Source organism: Plantactinospora sp. WMMB334 (genome assembly GCF_049179095.1).
Classification (GTDB): Bacteria; Actinomycetota; Actinomycetes; order Mycobacteriales; family Micromonosporaceae; genus Plantactinospora.
In genome coordinates, this window is record NZ_JBMHME010000002.1 from 6,467,942 (window position 1) to 6,482,922 (window position 14,981).

At 71.9% G+C, this 14,981-nt stretch carries 16 protein-coding genes; 2 read left to right on the forward strand and 14 right to left on the reverse strand.

All coding sequences use genetic code 11. The features are described 5' to 3' along the window. Positions 1-48: 48 nt before the first annotated feature. The 9 genes from ACN27G_RS27925 to ACN27G_RS27965 all read right to left on the reverse strand — a co-directional run bounded on the left by ACN27G_RS27925 (position 49) and on the right by ACN27G_RS27965 (position 9,352). Positions 49-1,380, reverse strand: a complete 1,332-nt coding sequence (locus ACN27G_RS27925; RefSeq protein ID WP_421495702.1) for an NADH-quinone oxidoreductase subunit D — start codon at positions 1,378-1,380, stop codon at positions 49-51. Beyond that, positions 1,377-2,180 (reverse strand): NADH-quinone oxidoreductase subunit C, encoded by an 804-nt coding sequence (locus ACN27G_RS27930; RefSeq protein ID WP_421495703.1) that lies wholly within the window; start codon positions 2,178-2,180, stop codon positions 1,377-1,379. The genes ACN27G_RS27925 and ACN27G_RS27930 overlap by 4 nt, the downstream gene beginning before the upstream one ends. Then, the gene (locus ACN27G_RS27935) at positions 2,177-2,851 is read right to left on the reverse strand and encodes a NuoB/complex I 20 kDa subunit family protein (RefSeq protein ID WP_421495704.1); all 675 of its coding nucleotides are present in this window, start codon (positions 2,849-2,851) and stop codon (positions 2,177-2,179) included. Before ACN27G_RS27935 ends, ACN27G_RS27930 begins: the two co-directional genes overlap by 4 nt. 13 nt (positions 2,852-2,864) lie before the next feature. Next, a complete protein-coding gene (locus ACN27G_RS27940; RefSeq protein ID WP_421495705.1) occupies positions 2,865-3,230 on the reverse strand; it encodes an NADH-quinone oxidoreductase subunit A in 366 nt (121 codons plus the stop codon). A 119-nt stretch (positions 3,231-3,349) separates the two neighbouring features. Continuing rightward, entirely contained in the window at positions 3,350-4,627 is a 1,278-nt protein-coding gene (locus ACN27G_RS27945; protein WP_421495706.1) for a geranylgeranyl reductase family protein, read from the reverse strand. Between the two features lie 198 nt (positions 4,628-4,825). Next, positions 4,826-5,533: a hypothetical protein gene (locus tag ACN27G_RS27950; RefSeq protein WP_421495707.1), complete on the reverse strand. Its 708-nt coding sequence runs from the start codon at positions 5,531-5,533 to the stop codon at positions 4,826-4,828. Positions 5,534-5,603: 70 nt separating this feature from the next. Further along, entirely contained in the window at positions 5,604-6,314 is a 711-nt protein-coding gene (locus tag ACN27G_RS27955) for a demethylmenaquinone methyltransferase (RefSeq protein WP_421495708.1), read from the reverse strand. 502 nt (positions 6,315-6,816) lie between these two features. After that, a complete protein-coding gene (gene mqnC, locus ACN27G_RS27960) occupies positions 6,817-8,007 on the reverse strand; it encodes a cyclic dehypoxanthinyl futalosine synthase (RefSeq protein ID WP_421497484.1) in 1,191 nt (396 codons plus the stop codon). Between the two features lie 70 nt (positions 8,008-8,077). Continuing rightward, positions 8,078-9,352 carry a phospholipase D-like domain-containing protein gene (locus ACN27G_RS27965; protein WP_421495709.1) on the reverse strand — a complete coding sequence of 425 codons (1,275 nt, stop codon included), beginning with the start codon at positions 9,350-9,352 and terminating at the stop codon, positions 8,078-8,080. Between the two features lie 61 nt (positions 9,353-9,413). Between ACN27G_RS27965 and ACN27G_RS27970 the strand changes: the two genes are divergently transcribed. Together ACN27G_RS27970 and ACN27G_RS27975 are read left to right on the forward strand one after the other, a co-directional pair. Continuing rightward, positions 9,414-9,713, forward strand: a complete 300-nt coding sequence (locus tag ACN27G_RS27970; RefSeq protein WP_421495710.1) for a YcxB family protein — start codon at positions 9,414-9,416, stop codon at positions 9,711-9,713. A 164-nt stretch (positions 9,714-9,877) separates the two neighbouring features. Beyond that, the gene (locus tag ACN27G_RS27975) at positions 9,878-10,669 is read left to right on the forward strand and encodes a GNAT family N-acetyltransferase (protein WP_421495711.1); all 792 of its coding nucleotides are present in this window, start codon (positions 9,878-9,880) and stop codon (positions 10,667-10,669) included. Between the two features lie 312 nt (positions 10,670-10,981). Here ACN27G_RS27975 and paaE read toward each other — a convergent pair whose 3' ends face one another. The 5 genes from paaE to paaA form a co-directional block, all read right to left on the reverse strand. Continuing rightward, complete coding sequence (paaE, locus tag ACN27G_RS27980; protein WP_421495712.1) at positions 10,982-12,088, reverse strand: 1,2-phenylacetyl-CoA epoxidase subunit PaaE; 1,107 nt, start codon at positions 12,086-12,088, stop codon at positions 10,982-10,984. Between the two features lie 25 nt (positions 12,089-12,113). After that, positions 12,114-12,617, reverse strand: a complete 504-nt coding sequence (gene paaD / locus ACN27G_RS27985) for a 1,2-phenylacetyl-CoA epoxidase subunit PaaD (RefSeq protein WP_421497485.1) — start codon at positions 12,615-12,617, stop codon at positions 12,114-12,116. Positions 12,618-12,754: 137 nt separating this feature from the next. Then, entirely contained in the window at positions 12,755-13,495 is a 741-nt protein-coding gene (paaC, locus tag ACN27G_RS27990; RefSeq protein WP_421495713.1) for a 1,2-phenylacetyl-CoA epoxidase subunit PaaC, read from the reverse strand. Further along, positions 13,492-13,815 carry a 1,2-phenylacetyl-CoA epoxidase subunit PaaB gene (gene paaB, locus ACN27G_RS27995; RefSeq protein WP_421495714.1) on the reverse strand — a complete coding sequence of 108 codons (324 nt, stop codon included), beginning with the start codon at positions 13,813-13,815 and terminating at the stop codon, positions 13,492-13,494. The genes paaC and paaB overlap by 4 nt, the downstream gene beginning before the upstream one ends. Beyond that, entirely contained in the window at positions 13,812-14,903 is a 1,092-nt protein-coding gene (gene paaA, locus ACN27G_RS28000; protein WP_421495715.1) for a 1,2-phenylacetyl-CoA epoxidase subunit PaaA, read from the reverse strand. The genes paaB and paaA overlap by 4 nt, the downstream gene beginning before the upstream one ends. Between the last annotated feature and the right edge of the window lie 78 nt (positions 14,904-14,981).

Below are 14,981 nucleotides of genomic sequence, written 5' to 3' on the forward strand. Positions count from 1 at the left end.
CCAGGCCGTCGAGCCGGGCCGCCGAATTGCCAAACTGAGTCTCGGTCATTAGCGATCACACCCACCCATCACCGGGTCCAGCGACGCGCCGCCCGCGATCACGTCCGCGATCAGGCCACCCTCGGCCATCGCCGGCAGCGCCTGGAGGTTGACGAAGCTGGGCTCGCGGTAGTGCACCCGGTACGGCCGGGTGCCTCCGTCGGAGACGGCGTGCACGCCCAGCTCGCCGCGGGGCGACTCGATGCCGACGTAGACCTGGCCCGCGGGCACCCGGAAGCCCTCGGTGACCAGCTTGAAGTGGTGGATCAGCGACTCCATCGACTGACCCATGATCGTGGCGACGTGCTCCAGCGAGTTGCCCATCCCGTCGACGCCGATGGCGAGCTGCGCGGGCCAGGCGATCTTCTTGTCGGCCACCATGATCGGGCCGGGCCGGAGCTTGTCGAGAGCCTGCTCGATAATCTTGAGCGACTCCCGCATCTCGGCCATCCGGACCAGGTAGCGGCCCCAGACGTCGGCACTCTCGGTGGTCGGCACGTCGAACTCGTAGTTCTCGTATCCGCAGTACGGCATGGTCTTGCGGATGTCCCAGGCGAGCCCGGCCGAGCGGAGCACCGGGCCGGTGACGCCGAGCGCGACGCAGCCGGTCACGTCCAGCACGCCGACGTCCCGGGTCCGCTCCAACCAGATCGGCTGGCCGGAGAGCATGTCCTCGTATTCCTTGAGCCGCTTCGGCAGCAGCTCCAGGAACTCGCGGATCTTGACGATCGCCTCGTCCGGGACGTCCTGGGCGACCCCGCCCGGCCGGACGTACGCCATGTTCATCCGCAGGCCGGTGACGAGCTCGAAGATCTCCAGCACGTACTCGCGCTCGCGGAAGCCGTAGAGCATCACGTTGACCGCGCCCAGCTCCATCGCCGTGGTGGCGATCCAGACCAGGTGCGAGGAGATCCGGTTCAGCTCCATCATCAGCACCCGGATCGTGGTGGCCCGCTCGGTCACCTCGTCGGTGATGCCGAGCAGCTTCTCCACCGCCAGGCTGTAGGCGGTCTCGTTGAACAGCGGCGCCAGATAATCCATCCGGGTGACGAAGGTGCTGCCCTGCACCCAGTTGCGGTATTCGAGGTTCTTCTCGATCCCGGTGTGCAGGTAGCCGACGACCGCCCGGGCCTCCCGGACGGTCTCGCCCTCCAGCTCCAGGATCAGCCGGAGCACGCCGTGCGTGGACGGGTGCTGCGGACCCATGTTGACGATGATCCGCTCGTCGTTGATCGGGTCGTGCCCGCCGACCACCTGGTCCCAGTCGCCACCGGTGACGGTGAAGACCCGGCCCTCGGTGGTCTCCCGGGACTCGGCGTAGCTCGGGTTCGTCGAAGTCATTGGTACGACCTCCGCTGGTCGGGCGGTGGGATCTCGGCGCCCTTGTATTCGACCGGCACGCCGCCGAGCGGGTAGTCCTTGCGCTGCGGGTGGCCCTCCCAGTCGTCCGGCATCAGGATCCGGGTCAGACCGGGGTGGCCGTCGAAGACGACGCCGAACATGTCGTACGTCTCCCGCTCCTGCCAGTCGGCGGTGGGGTAGACCGAGGTGACGCTCGGCACCCTCGGCTCCTCGGCGGTCACCGCGACCTCCAGCCGGAGCTGCCGGCGGTAGGTCATCGAGGTGAGCTGGTAGACGACGTGCAGCCGGCGGGTGTCGGTGCCGAGGTAGTCGACGCCGGAGACCGAGGAGCAGAGCTCGAAGCGGAGCGCCTGGTCGTCCCGGAGCACCTGGCAGACCTCGGCGATCCGCTCGGGCCGGACGTGCAGGGTCAGCTCGCCCCGGTCGACCACGACCTTCTCGATCGCGTCGCCGAAGCCCGGGTACGCCTCCTCCAGCGCGTCGGCGACCTCGTCGAACCAGCCGCCGTACGGCCGAGGGCTGCCCACCACCCCGACCCGCTGCCGGACCAGCCCGCCGAAGCCGGAGGTGTCGCCACTGCCGTGGATGCCGAACATGCCGCGCCCGGCCGGGCTGGCCGGCGGGTATTCGGCCGGCGCCCCGCTGGTCGCCCCGATCGGCGGCCGGGCCACCGGCACGCCGCCGCCCGGCCGGTCGCTGGTCCTGTTGGGCTCGACCGCGTCGGACCCGGTCTTCGCCGGCTCCGCCTTGTCGGGCCCGGTCCCGTTGGGCTCGCTCATCGGCCGTTCCCCCCGACGAGGTGGTTCTGCGCCTTCATCCAGTTCTCGATCCGGAGCTGCTCCTCGCGCCCTTCGGCGACCGCCCGGGTCCACTCGGCCCGCCGCGCCCGGTCGTTGCGGTACGACGACGGCATCGAACCGGGCACCACCAGTGGCACGTCACCGCGCGCCCGGCGCGCCTCGAGCATCCTGCGGCCGTTCGGGCCGAGCGGCTCGTGGCCGATCTTCTCGCGCAGCTTGAGGATCGCGTCGATGAGCATCTCGGGCCGGGGCGGGCAGCCGGGCAGGTACATGTCGACCGGCACGACGTGGTCGACGCCCTGCACGATCGCGTAGTTGTTGAACATGCCGCCGCTGCTGGCGCAGACGCCCATCGAGAGCACCCAGCGCGGCTCGGCCATCTGGTCGTAGATCTGCCGGAGCACCGGGGCCATCTTCTGGCTCACCCGGCCGGCCACGATCATCAGGTCCGCCTGGCGCGGCGAGGCCCGGAAGACCTCCATGCCCCACCGGCCGAGGTCGTAGTGGGAGCCACCGGCCGCCATCATCTCGATCGCGCAGCAGGCCAGCCCGAAGGTGGCGCCCCAGAACGACGACTTGCGGGACCAGTTGACCAGCTTCTCGACCGAGGTCAGCAGGATCCCGGACGGGAGCTTCTCCTCGATGCCCATCTGACGACCTCCCTCAGTCCCAGTCCAGGCCGCCGCGCCGCCACACGTAGGCGTACGCGACGAAGACCGCGACGATGAACAGCACCATCTCCACGAAGGCGAAACTCCCGAGCACGTCGAAGTTGACCGCCCAGGGGTACAGGAAGATGATCTCGATATCGAAGATGATGAACAGCATCGCTGTCAGGTAGAACTTGATCGGGAACCGGCCGCCGCCGACCGGCTGCGGGCTCGGCTCGATGCCGCACTCGTACGCCTCGAGCTTGGCCTTGTTGTAGCGCCGAGGGCCGGCGAAGCGCGCCGCGGCGACGGAGAACAGCGCAAACCCCGCAGCGAGGGCGAAGAGCCCGATGATGGGTACGTACGGCGAGAGCGACATCGTTTTCCCCTGCTCGTCCTTCCCGGCCTCGGTCGATTTCCGAATTCACACTATTCACAGTCGCCCGGACGGTGCCGCCCGGGGGGCCACCGGTCGCCGTTGACCGGCCCGTCGGCGGCCTACACGGCCGGAGCCGCCTTCGTCAGCCCGTTGATGATCCGGTCCATGGCGTCGCCGTCGCGCGGATCGGTCAGGTTCGCCATCAGCTTCAGCACGAACCGCATCAGGGTCGGATGCGGCATGCCGTGCCTGGTGGCGATCCGCATCACGTGCGGATTTCCGATCAACTTCACGAAGACGTTGCCGAGCCGGTAATAACCGCCGTAGCGGACCTTCAGCTCGGCGGGGTAGCCGGCCAGCGCGCGTTCCCGCTCGGGGCCGGCCGGGCGGGCCAGCGCCTGCACCATGATCTCGGCGGCGAGTTCGCCGGACTCCATCGCGTACGCGATGCCCTCGCCGTTGAACGGGTTGACCATGCCGCCGGAGTCGCCGACCAGCAGCACCCCCCGGGTGTAGTGCGGCACCCGGTTGAAGCCCATCGGCAGGGCGGCGCCGAGGACCGGGCCGTCCGCGTTGGCCTCGTCGGTCATGCCCCAGTCCGCCGGGGTGCCGGAGAGCCAGTCGACCAGCAGCCGCCGGTAGTTGGTCCTGCCGAACGCCGCCGAGGAGTTGAGCACGCCGAGCCCGACGTTGACCCGACCGTCACCCATGCCGAAGATCCAGCCGTACCCGGGAAGCAGCTTCTCCGGGTTCTCCTTGCTGCGCAGCTCCAGCCACGACTCCAGGTAGTCGTCCTCGTGCCTGACCGGCGAGCGGTAGTAGCGGCGGACCGCGACACCCATCGGCCGGTCCTCCCGCTTGGCCAGCCCGAGCGCCAGCGGCAGCCGCCCGGAGACGCCGTCGGAGGCGACCACCAGCGGCGCGGCGAAGGTGGCAGGGGTCTTGTCCGGGCCGACCTCGGCGGTGATCCCGGTCACCCGGCCGTCCTCGGCGAGCACCGGTCCGGTGACGTTGACCCCGGTACGCAGCTCGGCGCCGGCCTCGACGGCCCGCTTCGCGAGCAGGTCGTCGAAGTCGAGCCTGGTCCGGACCAGGCCGTAGTTGGGGAAACTGGCCAGGTCCGGCCAGTCGAGTTCGAGGCGTACGCCGCCGCCGATGACCCGCAGCCCCCGGTTGCGCAGCCAGCCGGACTCCGCCGAGGTGTCCACGCCGAGCTTGACGAGCTGCTTGACGGCGCGCGGGGTGAGCCCGTCGCCGCAGACCTTCTCCCGCGGGAACTCGGTCTTCTCCAGCAGCAGCACACGTACGCCGTGGCGGGCCAGGTGATAGGCGGTGGTGGATCCGCCGGGACCGGCGCCCACGACGATGACGTCGGCGTCGTTGTCGACCGTGGTCATCCGCGCCTCCCCTCGCCGTCGCTCGTGAAATGCTTCACAAGCCTCGTCAGGGGAGGAGTCTAAGACCGCCACGCGGCCGGCAACTGGTTAGGTGAACCTAACTTGTCGAGGTAGGCGTGGTGGATACGTCCCCGGGGCCGATCACCCGCCCGGTGGTTCCCGTCAGGCCGGGCCGGCGGTCCGGCCTCAGGGCCGACATCAGGTCCGATCCTCGCCCTCCCGGCGGGCCGGCCGGCGCTCGATCGGCCCCGGCGTGACCGGTCCCGGCTCGGCCGGGTGCGGCTCGCTCGGCGGCCGTACCGGATGCGGATCGGTGGGGTGCGGCTCCGCCGGATGCGGCTCGACCGGCCCGGGTGGCGCCGGGTGCGGGTCGGCCGGGCCGGGCCGGCCGGGCTGCGGCGGCCCCGGGCCGGGGCGTGCCGGATGCGGCTCCGGCGGGTTCGGGCTGGTCGGATGCGGCTCGACCGGATAGCCGGGCATCGACGCGCTGCCGTTAGGGGTGCCGCCGGACGCCACAGCGTGCGGGCTGCCGGGCGTGGCGTCAGGCGGGCTGCCGGGCGTGGCGTCAGGCGGACCGCCGGGCGTCACGTTGTGAGGGCCGCCGGAAGGTCCGGCCCGCTCCTCCGGCGGCCGCTCGGGCTCGTACGGCAACTGCTCGCGCAGCGCGCCACCGCTGACCCGGTCGAGCGCGGCCAGCACGTCGGCGACGACGGTCCGGATCGCCTCCGGATCGGGCCCGGCCAGTTCCCGGATCTGCGCGACCAGCTCGGCGGCCTCGGCCCGCGGATCGGCCGCGTCCCGCCCCGAGGGCTCGTCGCCCCGGGGCCGCGCGACCGGCGGACCGGCGACCGGCGGCGTCTCCTCGGCCGGCTGCTCGCCGTCGGCCTGCCGGTCTGCCCCCGCCATGGGCGCAGCCTACGGGGTGGAATGCCCCTTCGCGGACCAAACCCGCCGAAAGCACCCCGAACGCATGGTGTCAGGACCGGATCGCACGGTGCAGCGCGACGATGCCACCGGTCAGGTTGCGCCAGCCGACCCGGTGCCATCCGGAGCGGCCGATCTGCGCGGCCAGCCCCGCCTGGTCCGGCCAGGCCCGGATCGACTCGGCCAGGTAGACATAGGCGTCCGGGTTGCTCGCCACGGCCCGGGCGACCGCCGGCAGCGACCGCATCAGGTAGGAGAGGTAGACCGTGCGGAAGACCGGGTTCGTCGGGGTGCTGAACTCGCAGACCACCAGCCGGCCACCGGGCCGGGTGACCCGGGCCATCTCCCGGAGCGCCGCCCCGGTGTCGACCACGTTGCGCAGCGCCAGCGAGATGGTGACCGCGTCGAACGCCTCGTCCGGAAAGGGCAGCCGGAGCGCGTCGCCGGCCAGCAGCGGGACCTCGGGCCGGCTCCGGCGGCCCGCCCGGAGCATCCCGATCGAGAGATCGAGCCCCACCGCGTACGCCCCGGAGGTGGCCAGTTCGGCGGTGGAGACCCCGGTGCCGGCCCCCACGTCCAGCACCCGGTCACCGGGGCGGAGTTCGAGGGCGGCCAGGGTGGCCCGGCGCCACCGCCGGTCCCGGCCGAACGAGATCACGGTGTTGGTCAGGTCATACCGGGAGGCCACCTCGTCGAACATCGCCGCCACCTCGTGCGGCTGCTTCTCGAGGCTGGCCCGGCGTCCGGACGGGGTACGGGTCACGCCGGACTAGTCTGCCAGCCACCTGCCCGGCCATCCGTGCCGGGGCGTGACGCACGTACCACGGGCGAGGGCGCAGACACCACGGGCGAGGTGGTCTCCCCACCTCGCCCGTGCTGCGGTGCGTTATGTGAACGGCCCTCATGGACCGATAGAGGACGACCCCCGGTGCGCCGCGTCCCGGCCCGCCGGGCCGGTCCGTCCGCGACGGTCAGCGGTACGTGCCGGCGACGCTATCGGTTCCGCGGCCCCGCCCGCGCTCCCTTGATCCAACTGTTATGACCGCCGGAGCGCGACCGACTTCCAAGAATGTCCTGCTCAGAGGCTATTTATCCGGCTCGGACAGCGCATTGTCGCCGGATCGGCGTCCAGGACCGCCCCCTCGCCCACCCGGCGCTGACCGAATGGACGAGGGTAACTGGAGCGACCGCGACGCGCGAAAGCCCGCGTGCCCCCGGCCGGGTGGCTGCCTCAGCGGGGCGGCTGCCCCAGCACGGCGGCCGCCTCAGCGGGCCTGGACGAGCGGGAGGCTCCGGCCGGCGCCGCCACCGGGCAGCGCGATCGAGGAGAAGTGCGACACGACCCGGTCGTCGGTCGGGTCGTCCGCCGGGGTCCGGTGCACCGCGAGATGCCGGTAGAGGGTGTCCCGCTGGGCCGGGATCCGGCCGGCGGACCGGATCATCCAGATCAGCTCGTGCAGGTTCGACCGGTGCCGCGCCCCGGCCGAGGAGATGACGTTCTCCTCCAGCATGATCGAGCCGAGGTCGTCCACCCCCATGTGCAGGGCGAGCTGGCCGGCCTCCTTGCCGGTGGTCAGCCAGGACGCCTGCAGGTGCGGCACGGTCTCGAAGAAGAGCCGGGCCACCGCGATCAGCCGCAGGTATTCCAGGGTGGTCGCCTGGGTGCGGCCCTTGAGGTGGTTGTTCTCCGACTGGTACGTCCACGGGATGAACGCCCGGAAGCCCCGGGTACGGTCCTGCACGTCGCGGATCATCCGCATGTGCTCGATCCGCTCGGCGTTGGTCTCCCCGGTGCCCATCATCATGGTCGCGGTCGACTCGATCCCCTGCCGGTGTGCGAGCTCCATCACCTCCAGCCAGCGGGCGCCGGACTCCTTCAGCGGGGCGATCGCCCTACGCGGCCGCTCCGGCAGCATCTCGGCGCCGGCGCCGGCGATCGAGTCCAGCCCGGCGGCCTTGATCCGGCTGATCGCCTCGTCCAGGCTCACGCCGGAGACCTTCGCCATGTGCAGGATCTCGCTCGGCCCGATCGAGTGGATGGCGAGCTGCGGGTACGCCCGCTTGACCGAGGAGAAGAGCTCCTCGTAGTACTCCACCCCGTAGTCCGGGTGGTGGCCGCCCTGGAGCATCACCTGGGTCGCGCCCAGCTCGACCGCCTCGGCGCAGCGGCGCAGGATCTCCTCGGTCGGGTGCGTCCAGCCCTCGCGGTGCTTCGGCGCCCGGTAGAAGGCGCAGAATTTGCAGGCGGTGACGCAGACGTTGGTGTAGTTGATGTTGCGGTCGATCAGGTAGGTGACGATGTTGTCCGGGTAGCGGCGGCGGCGCACCGCGTCGGCCGCCTCACCCAGGGCGTGGAAGGGCGCCTCGGTGTAGAGCAGCAGCGCCTCCTCGGCGCTGATCCGCCCGCCGTCCGCGCCACGCTGCAGGATGCTGTCGATCTCCCGGCTCACCGTCACGTACCCGAGAGTACGCCGCCCGGCCCGCACCCCGGTCGAGCCCGTCATCAGCACGCCCGCCGGGCGCCGGTCAGGTGGTGCAGCTTCCGTTGTCGGGGTTGACGCACTTGGCCCGGCTCCAGAGCGTCTCGAAGTTGTCGTGGAAGTCGTTCCAGACGGTCGGGTGCTCGATCTTCACCAGGGTCTCGTCGTGGTCGGTCAGGGCCGGGTCGGTGACGTTGTGCGAGCCGGTGAAGACGACGCTACGGCCGGCCACACCGGCGAAGGTGCCCCGGATGATGATGTTCTTGGAGTGCACCGTCACCACCCGGCCGTCGTAGTTGCTGGCCTCGGCGTCGTGGTACTTCTTCAGCGAGACGTTCGGCTGCCCGTTCAGGGTGGCGTACGCGGTGCTGCCCATCGAGCCGTAGACGACCCGGACCCGGCAGCCCATCCGGCCGATCCGGCGCAGTTGCTCGGCGACGCGTGGGCGGGCGTTGGTGAACTGGGCGTGCGCCACGTCGACCGAGCAGCCGCTGGCGTAGGCGTTCACCTCGGCGAGCCGGTTCGCCAGGGTGTCGCTGTCCGCCCGGGGCGAGTGGTAGACCGTGACGGCGGTGGTCGGCGACTTGTAGTAGCCGTTGGCGGCGTTGAAGTAGTCGTTGTTCTTCCGCTGCGCCCGCATGTCGTTGAAGTACGCGGTGAAGTGGTCGTACAGCTCGTAGTCCTCGTGCACGATCAGCGCGCTGTTGAAGAGGTTGTTCTGGCTGAAGGTGAGGTTCTGCGAGCTGACGAAGACGACCCGTTTCATGGTGCCGCTGGTGGAGAACGTGAAGACCTTGTTGTGGTTGATCGAGTTGCTCTTGTTGCCGATGCAGGCGGTCGAGCCGGCCACCGTCGACGAGGTCCTGCCGCAGATCACCAGGTCGTCCAGGTTCGCCGACTTGAGCAGCGGCACCGCCGTGTTGTCGGCCCGGGTGTTCACCCCGCCGCCGGTCTCGTCCAGCACCACCCGGACGACGACGCCCCGGGCCGCCGCCCGCCGCAACGCCTCCGCCACCACCGGGGAACTCCAGCTGTACATGATGCCCCGGATGTAGCTGCCGGCCGGTACGCCGTCGGCGAGCCGGACCAGCTCGTCCTCGATCGTCCGGTCCCGGGTACCGTCCTCGGCCGGGATGTTGAACCGGGTGTACGCCGGGAACGGGTCGGCGGCGGCAGCAGCCCCGTCCGGTGCGGGAGCGGCGGCGGCCGTCGCGGTCGGGGCGGGCAGGATCGCGGGCAGGATCGCCGCCAGCATCCCGAGCACGGCACAGGACGCCAGTGCGGTGTTGACGGGGGTACGGCGCGGGCCCAGACTTCTCATACCCCGTTACTAGTATAAATGTTTCAATCGAGCAACACTCTGCGCAGGAATTCTTCATCCGGTGTGCCTGATCATCATGCTGGGTGGCGTCACGATCGCGGCGCTCGACCCGGCCGATCCGCGGGGCGTGCTCTTCGTCGTGCTCGGCCTCGTCCTGCTGGTGCTGGCACTGAGCCTGCCCTGGCTGGCGGTCCGGATGCAGGGTTGGCTCCTCGACTCACCCACAACGGTCACGGTCACCCCGGAAAAACTCTCCAGCCGGTCCGCCGACGTGTCGTCCGAGGTCGCCTGGTCAACCGTCCGACGCGTGCAGGAGACCCCCGACATGTGGCTCGTCCGCCTCGGGCGTACCACCTCCTGATGCTGCCGAAGGACGCGACCGACGAGGCGGGCCGCCGGGAGTTCCGGCGCATCCTGGTGGAACGGGGACTCTCCCGGTAGGCCGGACCTGTTACCCGGACCCTTACCCGGCAACGGACGGTTATCCGGTGGCCCGCCGCCGGCCGCCGCGACTACGGTGCTCCGGTGCCGGTACGCCCAGACGTCGACGATTCCGCCGACTCGGCGCTCTGCGCCGACGACGGCACCCCACTCGCCCGGCTGCGGCTGCACGACGATGACGGGCAACGCGTCGCCGCAGACGTACGGCCGCTGGCCGGGGTGGCCCTGCCCGCCGTCGCCGCCCAGGCCCGGCACGATCTCGCCGGGCTGCGCCTGGAGACGCCGCACGAAGGGCTGGCCGATGCCCTGGTGGCGGGCGGGCTCGCACTGCGGCGTGCCGCCACCGAACTACGGCACGACCTGACCCGGCTGCCGGCGCCACCGACGCTGCCCACCGGGTGGACGCTGGCCGCCGCGGGCTGGGACGACGACCTCGCGCAGGCGTGCGACGCCGCGTACGGCCCGGATCATCCGGACGGGCGGTGGAGCGCCGACGACACCCGGCAGGTCCGGGCGATGTTCGACACCGACGACCCCGTCCCGCCGCTGCGGAACGCCTCGGCCCGGGTGGTGGGCCCGGACGGGCGGAGCGCGGGCCACGTGCTGTGCGCCGGCCCCGTGCCGTGGACCGACGACATCTGCGGCTGGATCCTCAACATCGCGGTGGCGCCGCACGTCCAGGGCAACGGGCTCGGCCGGGCCCTGCTGGTGCACGCCCTGCGCGGCACCCGCGAGGCCGGGCTGCCGACCCTCGGACTGTCGGTGGTGGACCGCAACCCGGCCCGCCGGCTGTACGACGACGCCGGTTTCCGCACGCACCGCCGGGTGCTCTCGGTGCCGCTAGCCGGATCCGCCGGGCATCCCGGGCCGGGCTGAGCCGCACAGGCTCCCGTCAGGTCAGTCGGCGGGCCGACCGGCTACCGGGTTCCGCCGCGAGCGGCACCGAGCTGGTGGCCCGCCGCCAGCGTGAAGGCGGCCCAGGCTGCGCCATGCCGGCCTGCACATGTACCGGGACGGCGACCGGGACCACTGCCCGAGCGGCCTGGACGAGGCGGCCCGGCTGGTCGCGCCAACCCGAGGTCGGCGCGGAGGGCCCGGCAACATCGGTTCGGGCGTCGGCGGGCGCGCGTAGGATCCCGGGCATGACGGACTCCGGTGCCAGCCGCCGGGCGGAGGCCGCCCGTCCGCTCAGCCGTCGTAGTCGACGACCAGCGTGTCGGTGAGCGGGCTGGACTGGCAGGTCAGCACGTATCCGGCGGCGACCTCGTCCGGCTCCAGGGCATAGTTGCGGGCCATCGACACCTCGCCCGTGACCACCTTCGCCCGGCAGGTCGAGCAGACCCCGCCCTTACAGGCGTACGGCAGCTCGCTCCGGACCCGCAGGGCCGCGTCCAGCACCCGCTCGTCGCGCCCCATCCGGAAACTCGACGCCCGGCCGTCCAGCCGGATCGTCACCTCGGCGCCGGCCGCCGCGTCCGCCGGCCGGGCCGGTGGCGCGGGCGGCGCGTCCACATGGAACAGCTCGGCGTGTACGGCCCGCTCCGGCACCCCCCGGTCGGCGAGCACCCGCCGCGTGTCCAACACCATCTGGTACGGCCCGCAGAGGAACCACTCGTCGATCCGGTCCGCCGGCACGATGCTGTCGAGCAGCCGGCCGAGCCGGTCCGCGTCGACCCGCCCGGAGAGCAGCGGCGACTCCCCCGGCTCCCGGGAGAGCACGTGCACCAGGTGCAGCCGCTCCGGATACCGGTCCTTGAGGTCGGCCAGCTCCTCCACGAACATCACGGTCCGGCTGTAGCGGTTGCCGTACACCAGAGTGAAGGTGCTGGCCGGCTCGACGGCGAGCGCGGTGGCGACCAGCGAGAGCACCGGGGTGATGCCCGACCCGGCGACCACCCCGGCGTAGTGTCGGACGCGATCCGGCGCGAACGCCGTGCCGAACTGCCCCAGCGGCGGCAGCACCTGCACGGTGTCGCCGGCCCGCAGCGCCGAGACCGCGAAGCTGGAGAAGACGCCGCCAGGCACCTCCCGCACCCCGATCCGGAGCTCTCCGGTCGCCGCCAGCTCGGCCGGCGTCGAGCAGATCGAGTACGACCGCCGCACCTCCGCCCCGTCGGGGACGAACCGCCGCACCGTGAGGTGCTGGCCGGCCCGGAACGCGAAGCTCTCGCGCAGCTCGGCCGGCACCTCGAAGGTGACCGCGACAGCATCCTCGGTCAACACGTCGACCGCCACGACCGGCAACGGGTGGAAGACCGGCCGTCGGCGTACCGGCCGTCTGATCGTCACGCTCACAGCGCCCTCGGGTTGGTCGTCACGTTCAGAAGGCCCTCAGGTGGTCGAAGGGTTCCCGGCAGGCCCGGCACCGCCACAGCGACTTGCAGGCGGTCGACCCGAACCGGCTGACCTGCTCGGTGTCGGCGGCGCCGCAGTGCGGGCACCGCACACTCAACGCCACCCGCACCGGTGCAAGGAAGGGCCCCCGCATATCGTTTTCTGTTGTAGAAGGGCCCCCGCCTAACACGTCGGTGCCGGTGGCCGGTCCCGGCGGGGCGATGCCGGCGGCGGCCAGCTTGGCCCGGCCGGCCTCGGAGATCCAGTCGGTGCTCCAGGCCGGGGCGAAGACCGTGACGACCTCGGCGTCCGGGTGCCCGGCGGCGGCCAGTGCGGCCCGGATGTCGGCGCGGATCACGTCCATCGCCGGGCAGCCGGTGTAGGTGGGGGTGATGGTGACGGTGATCCGGCCGGTCGCCGCGTTCTCCGTGACGCCCCGGAGCACGCCGAGGTCCTCGATGGTCAGCACCCGCAGTTCCGGGTCGACCACCGCGGCGGCCGCCCGGCGCGCCTCCGGTAGCCGATCCGTGCGCGCCTCCGGTGGTCGGTCAGTGCTCGCCTCCGGGGGCCGGTCAGTGCTCGCCCGAGGGAGCCGGTCAGTGCTCGCCTCCGGGGGGCGGTCGGCGCTCACCAGCGGGCTCCCGGATTCGACCGGTGCAGGACCTGCATCTCGGCGAGCAGGTAGGAGAGGTGTTCGGTGTGCAGCCCCGCCCGGCCACCGCTCGGCGCCCAGCCGTCGGCCGGGCGCTTCAGCGTCGCGGTCTCCAGCACCGGTTCGACGGCCGCGAGGAAGGCGGCGCGCAGCCCGGCCGGGTCGACCGGTGCGGCCGGGTCGGCGGCGAAGAGCTCGTGCGTGTACGGCCACACCTCGTCCACCGCCGCCTGCATCCGCCGGTGCGACTCCTCGGTGCCGTCGCCGAGGCGTACCGTCCAGAGGCTCGCGTGGTCGAGGTGGTAGGCGGCCTCCTTGCGTGCCTTGCCGGCGATGGCGGCGAGCCGCGCGTCGGCGCAGCCGGCGAGCGCGGCATAGAGCGGCACCTGATAGGCGGCGAGGAAGAGCAGCTTGGCCATGGTGACCGCGAAGTCCCCGTTGGGCAGCTCGACCAGGAGGCAGTTGCGGTACTCCCGGTCGTCGCGCAGGTAGGCCAGCGCGTCCTCGTCCCGGCCGGCCCCCTCCAGTTCCCCGGCGTAGCTCAGCAGCAGCCGGGCGGCGCCGAGCTGGTCCAGGGCGATGTTGGCCAGCGCGACGTCCTCCTCCAGCTCCGGTGCGGCGGCGACCCATTCGCCGAGCCGCTGCGCGGCGACCAGGGCGTCGTCGCCGAGCCCGAGCAGGTGGTCCACTGTGGGGGGCGTGCCGGGGGCGTTCACAGGTGTGCCGCCCCGTCGGGCACCGGGTAGAAGGTCGGGTGCCGGTAGACCTTGTCGGCGGCGGGCGCGAAGAAGGCGTCCTTCTCGTCCGGGCTCGACGCGGTGATCGCGTGCGCCGGCACCACCCAGATCGACACGCCCTCCTGCCGCCGGGTGTAGAGGTCCCGGGCGTTGCGGAGCGCCAGCTCGGCGTCGGGGGCGTGCAGGCTGCCGACGTGGGTGTGCGAGAGGCCGCGCCGGGCGCGGACGAAGACCTCCCAGAGCGGCCACCCGGCCCGGTCCCCCTGCGGCTCCGCCCGGTCCCGCTGCGGCGCCGTCATGCCGGCACCGCCGTCCGGTCGGCCGGGTGCCCGGCCCGGTCGGCGGAGCGCTTGGCGGCGTACGCGGCGGCGGCCTCGCGTACCCACGCGCCGTCGGCGTGCGCCCGGCGGCGGTGTGTGATCCGTTGCCTGTTGCACGGCCCGTCACCGGAGATCACCCGCATCAGCTCCGCGTAGTCGGGCTGGGTGTAGTCGTACGCCTGCCGCGACTCGTTCCACCGCAGGTCGGGGTCGGGCAGGCTCAGGCCGAGCACCTCGGCCTGCTGCACGCACATGTCCACGAAGCGCTGGCGCAGCTCGTCGTTGGAGAACCGCTTGATCTTCCAGGCCATCGACTGCTGGGAGTGCGTGGAGTCGCCGTCCGGCGGGCCGAACATCGCCAGCGACGGATACCACCAGCGATCCACCGCGTCCTGGGCCATCGCCAGCTGGGCGGGGGTGCCGGTGGCGAGGGTGTGGAGGATCTCGTAGCCCTGCCGCTGGTGGAAGGACTCCTCCTTGCAGATCCGGATCATCGCGCGGGCGTAGGGCCCGTACGAGCACCGGCACAGCGGCACCTGGTTGACGATCGCCGCGCCGTCCACCAGCCAGCCGATGGCGCCGACGTCGGCCCAGCCCAGCGTCGGATAGTTGAAGATCGAGCTGTACTTCTGCCGTCCGGCGAGGAGCAACTCGACCAGTTCGTCCCGGGTGACGCCGAGGGTCTCGGCGGCGGCGTAGAGGTAGAGCCCGTGTCCGGCCTCGTCCTGGACCTTGGCGAGCAGGATCGCCTTGCGCTTGAGCGACGGCGCCCGGCTGATCCAGTTCCCCTCCGGCTGCATGCCGATGATCTCGGAGTGGGCGTGCTGGGCGATCTGCCGGATCAGGGTCTTCCGGTACGCCTCCGGCATCCAGTCCCGGGGCTCGATCTTCTGGTCGGCGTCGATGAGCGCGGTGAAGTACTCCTGCGGGCCGGCGTCGTCCGCCGGGCCGTCACCGGAACGCCCCCGGTCGGCGGCGGCCCGCAGCGCTGCCTCCGCCGCCTCGACCTGATCGAGCAGGCCACCGGCGGCTCCGTCGTCCGGGACCGGGAAGTCATGTCCGTACACGTACCAAGTGTTACAGCTCAACTGGCCAGTAACCAAGACGTGTAATAGAAATGCCGCCCAGAGCCGACGTCGCATGGC